This window comes from Moraxella boevrei DSM 14165 (genome assembly GCF_000379845.1).
GTDB lineage: Bacteria > Pseudomonadota > Gammaproteobacteria > Pseudomonadales > Moraxellaceae > Faucicola > Faucicola boevrei.
Genome location: NZ_KB903797.1, coordinates 1 through 5,478 on the forward strand (window position 1 = coordinate 1; position 5,478 = coordinate 5,478).

3 protein-coding genes are annotated in these 5,478 nt (G+C 43.3%); 2 read left to right on the forward strand and 1 reads right to left on the reverse strand.

Features of this window, described 5'->3' with window-relative positions:
- On the reverse strand, positions 1-225 hold a 225-nt coding region (locus tag A3G3_RS0108795; RefSeq protein WP_019518991.1), incomplete at its 3' end, for a transposase.
- A 402-nt stretch (positions 226-627) separates the two neighbouring features.
- On the opposite strand from A3G3_RS0108795, the gene A3G3_RS0108800 reads away from it, so the two are divergent.
- Both A3G3_RS0108800 and A3G3_RS0108805 read left to right on the forward strand, forming a co-directional pair.
- The gene (locus tag A3G3_RS0108800) at positions 628-1,578 is read left to right on the forward strand and encodes an OmpA family protein (RefSeq protein WP_019520167.1); all 951 of its coding nucleotides are present in this window, start codon (positions 628-630) and stop codon (positions 1,576-1,578) included.
- Between the two features lie 20 nt (positions 1,579-1,598).
- A partial coding sequence (locus A3G3_RS0108805; protein WP_019520168.1) for an Ig-like domain-containing protein occupies positions 1,599-5,478 on the forward strand: 3,880 nt, incomplete at its 3' end.

Consider the following 5,478-nt stretch of genomic DNA (forward strand, 5'->3'; position numbering starts at 1 on the left):
TTTTTTTAGTCGCTGGATTTCTCGTTGTTCTTCAGTTAGGGCGTTGCCTTTGGTTATGGGGTTGCCTCGTTTTTCTCTGCGATAACGGGTTAGCCAGTTTTCGAGTGTGGATTCGGCTATTTCATATTGGGTTGCAACATTACTTGGTTTTTGCCCTTGTTCTTCTATGAGTTTTATCATTTCTAATTTGAATTCGGGTGTGTATGTTTTACGTACTTTTGTCATGAGATTATGCCTCCGTTTGGGGTATTATAATCTCTTATCAGCTGTCTAGGTTTATTATGCCACTACAGGCACACGGCATGATAGAGATATCAACGCCAGTAAGAACATTCTTGTGGTCGGGCTTGACTGTCTGGGAGCAGGAATCCCCGAACGATAGGGAGGGGAGGAAGTCAACAATGTTAATCCGAAATAATACGTCATTTATCCGATAAACTCTAGAAAAATGTTATGAATTACTTTATATTTATACTTAATTATATTTATAATATAGAGCGTATAATTTTTTGATTTATTATCAAATTTCATTAAATTATGTTAATAGCATTTAATTTCAAATGAATATCGGAAGTGATACCTGTAGTCGTATAGACTATTTTTTTAATAACCATTAGGAGTATCAACATGTTAAAAAAACTCAGCACTATCGCAATCAGTGCGATAGTATTGTCAGGTTGCCAAAGCGTCCCTAGTATGGGAAAACATGGCAATCAAGCACACGTTGGTAGTGTGGCGTGGAACACGACAGGTGCAGGCTACACAGAGCTAAGCCGTGAGCGTATTCCAACCGACCAAGCAAACCTCGTATTTATCCGTTCATCTGAAAATATGACTGACCAATCCAGTGCCAATATTGCGTTGAACGATGATTACTTGGTAAGTTTGCAAGGCAATCACTATACCCAATCACTGGTATGCAGTGGTTCGGCATTGATTAGTGTGCAACCAACGGGCGAAAAATCTAACGATTTAAAAGCCAATGGTAAGTTGTTTAACTTACAACCACAACAAACCTATTATTTCCATATCAATGTTGACAAAAACAATCAACCAACTATTGACCAAATCACTGCAGACAGTGCCAAACAATTGTTAGCACAAAAAGGGTATCAATCACACCAAATCAGCCGTGTGGTTAACGATTGCCAAGCCCCTGCAACAACGCCAGTTGTTCCTGCAAAAGTCGTCCCTGTAAAGCCAGTTAAAACTAGTATTGCACCTGTGCAAGTTGCCCCTGTCAACGTACGTTTAAATGTATTATTTGACCATGACAAAAGTGTGGTAAAGAACCCGTACCAACAACAATTAGCCCAATTAAGCGAATTTTTAACAGCCAATCCTGATGTAACCGCCGTGATTGAAGGTCATACCGACTCAAACGGTGATAATGCCTATAACCAACGTTTATCACAACGCCGTGCCGATGCGGTTAAAAATGTGCTCGTAAAAAATCATGGCATCGCGTCAAATCGTTTAAGCACCAAAGGTTATGGCGAAGAGCGTCCAGTTGCTAGCAATGCAACTGCTGAAGGTCGCCAAGAAAACCGTCGTGTTATCGTGGTTGTAGCTCAATAATATTAATAAGGTAAAGAAAAATGAAAAATATCGCAGTAAAAGTACATAATACCAATAAAACGGTACAACAAGCTCAAGTCGTAACCCAAGACGGTCAACCAACCGTTATCCAAGCTCAAAAAGGCGTAAACTACGAATTTTTGGACCAAGCGACGGGTCGTGCCCCACATCACATTATCACTAAACGTGAAGGCAATGATTTGCACGTTTCTTTTGAAGAAAATGGAAAAGAAGCCGACTTAATCATTGAAGATTTTTATAGCTACCCAGACAGTGGTTTAATTGGTTTGGCTGAAAATGGACAATACTACAATTACATCCCAGACACAGGCAGTGTACAAGACTATGTAACTCAGCTAAATGTCGGCGATGTTGAAGGTCAAGCACTGGGTGGTGAAGGCTTTCCAGCACCTTGGTGGGTTGCTGGCAATGCCGATATGAACGTGTTCCCATGGTTGTTAGGTTTAGGTGCAATTGGAGCAATCGCTGCTATCGTAAGTGATGACGATGATAATAACAATAACGTAACGCCAACGCCAACGCCAAATACAGTTATATTAAGTAATCTGTCAGTTGCGAACTTAAGTGATGGTAGCAATAATGTTCAAATCACGGGTAAAGTTCAAATCAATAGCGAAGATGCGCGAGCAGGAACAACCGTTGACATCACTTTACCAAATGGTAAAATCGTACCAGCAACCGTTGGTGACAATGGTCAATACTCAGTCATTCTAAGTGATGCTGAAAGTTTGAATGCCTTAAAACAAGGTCCAAAAGTTACTGCAAGTAAAGATAATGTAACCGATATTTTTAACCTAACGCCAGCACCAAAAATCGACCCAGTATCAAAACAAGACACTACTGTAACGGGTACAGCTGAGCCAAACAGTGAAGTGACTGTTAAAGGCAAAGCGGGTAAAGAGCTTGGTAAAGCAACCACCGACGCGAATGGTAAGTGGTCACTTCCAGTACCAGCAGGTACGGAACTAACTTCAGGCGAAGACTTAACCGCTACTGCTACCAAAGCAGGCAGTAATCCATCATTGCGTGATGACGAAATCGTTACCCCGCCAAAACCAACCATCAACCCAGTTGATGAAACTAGCCCTATTAGTGGTACAGCTGAACCGAACCAAAAAGTTGAAGTCACTCTACCAAATGGTACAACAGCTTCTACAGTTTCTGATGATAAAGGTAACTGGATTGTACCTAATCCAGGTTTAAATAAAGGTGATAAATTAACGGCCGAAGCCGTTGTTAGCGTTGATGGCAAAGATATTAAATCAGAACCACAACCTGAAAATGTTATTGATAACACCCCACCATCCGAGCCACAAATCAATCCTGTCAAAGATGGCGACACCACGGTGTCAGGTACAGCTGAACCAAATAGTAAAGTCACCTTAACTGATAAAGATGGCAATAAAATTGGCGAAACAACCGCTGATGACAAAGGTAACTGGACAACTAAAGTAACCACGCCACTAAAAGAAGGTGACGAAGTCAAAGCGACCGCAACTGATGCGTCAGGCAACCCGTCACAACCAGCAGAACAACTTGTTGTTGATACCAATGCACCAAATGCCCCTGACATCAAACCTATTGCCGATGACAATAAACCAATCAGTGGTACAGCCGAACCAAACAGCACTGTAACTGTTACTTTCCCTGATGGTAAAACGGCTACCACAAAAGCCGATGACAAAGGCAACTGGAGTGTACCAAATCCAGGCTTAAACCCAGGCGATAAAGTAACTGCTACTGCTACGGATGCCAATGGTAACGAGTCACCAAAAGCAAATGGGTCTGTCAATGACACTACGCCACCACAACAACCTGTTATTAATGGTGTAAAAGAAAGTGATGATACTGTCACAGGTACAGCAGAGCCAAACAGCACAGTCACGGTAACCTTTCCAAATGGTACGACTGCGACCGTGAATGCTGACAAAGACGGTAAATGGAGCGTTCCAGCTGACCCAAGTGTTAAAGATGGTGGCAAGATTACAGCCACTGCTAGAGACAACGCAGGCAACACTTCAGAAAAGGCAGAAGAGCCAATCGTGGATGACTTAGCTCCACCTGCCCCAAGCGTCAATCCTATCACCGAAGGGAACCCTATCACAGGTACGGCACAGCCAAATACCACCATCACCATCAAAGATAAAGATGGTAATACCATCGGTACAGCCACCACTGATGATAAAGGCAATTGGAGTGTTCCAGCTCATCCGAATGTCAAAACTGGCGATGAAGTCACTGCAACTGCTACTGACCAAGCTGGTAACACATCTAGCCCAACCAAAGAAGTGGTGATTGATGACAAAGCCCCAAGTGAGCCAAGCATCAACCCAATCAAAGATGGCGATACCACTATCACAGGTACAGCTGAACCAAACTCAACAGTTAGCATTGATACCAATGGTGATGGTACGCCTGATAAAACAGTAAAAGCTGACGATAAAGGCAACTTTACAGCTACTGTAGACACCCCATTAAAAGCAGGTGACAAAGTGACAGCCACTGCTACAGATAAAGCAGGCAACACCTCAAAACCTGCCAACGAGCCAGTTGTTGATACCACTGCACCGAACCAACCTGATATTTTACCAATTGACGGTGACAACAAAGAGGCACCGATTAAAGGTACAGCCGAACCAAACAGCACTGTAACTGTTACTTTCCCTGATGGTAAAACGGCTACTACAAAAGCTGATGACAAAGGTAATTGGGAATTACCAAATCCAGGTCTAAACACAGGTGACAAAGTAACCGCTACTGCTAAAGACAATAGTGGTAAAGAATCTTCACCTGCTGAAGCAGTGGTAAATGGTGATATCACCCCACCAGCAAAACCAACCGTAAATGTATCAGATGACGGCAAAACCATTACAGGTACAGCAGAGCCGAACTCAACTGTTGAAATTGACACCAACGGTGACGGACAACCTGACATCACAACCAAAGCTGATGAGAATGGCAATTATACCGCTCCACTAGATAAACCATTAACTAATGGCGAAACAGTGACAGCCAGAGCCAAAGACCCAGCAGGCAATATATCAGCACCAGCGACTGATACTGCCCCTGATACTCAGCCAACCGAAACCGCCATTAATGACAAAGGCGACACCGTAACTGTTACGGGTGCAAAACCGGGTGACACAGTCACGGTTAAAGACCCTGCAACTGGCGAAACCATTGGTACAGGTACAGTTGGTAATGATGGTAAAGCGACCATTACATTAGATAAACCAATCACTAACGGTGAAACTGTTCCTGTCACTGTGGGTACAGAAGATAAACCAGTGACAGCTCCTGATACAGTTCCAACCAATACCAGTATCAATCCAACAGGCGACACTGTAACTGTTACGGGTGCAAAACCGGGTGACACAGTCACGGTTAAAGACCCTGCAACTGGTGAAACCATTGGTACAGGTACAGTTGGTAAAGATGGCAAGGTAGAAATCCCATTAACCAAGCCAATTACTGATGGTTCAACAATTCCGGTAACTGTGGGTGAAGAAAATAAACCAGTAACAGCACCTGATGCGAGTGACAAAACAGCACCTAATGCACCGACAACCGCACCTGATATGACACCAGAAACGGACACAGGGGCTAAAAATGATGACAACATCACCAAAAATGACAAGCCATCATTTGTTGTACCAGCACCACAAGAGGGTGAAACGCCAGTGTTGTTAGTAGACGGCAAAGAAGTTCCAGCGGACTTTGACCCAAATACCAACACACTCACACCAAAACAGCCAATTGAACCTGGCAAGCACAAAGTAACCACTGCGGTGAAAGACTCAGCAGGGAACGTGAGTGACCCAAGTCCTGAATTGGCAATTGAGATTGACAAAACAGCACCTAATGCACCGACAACAGCAC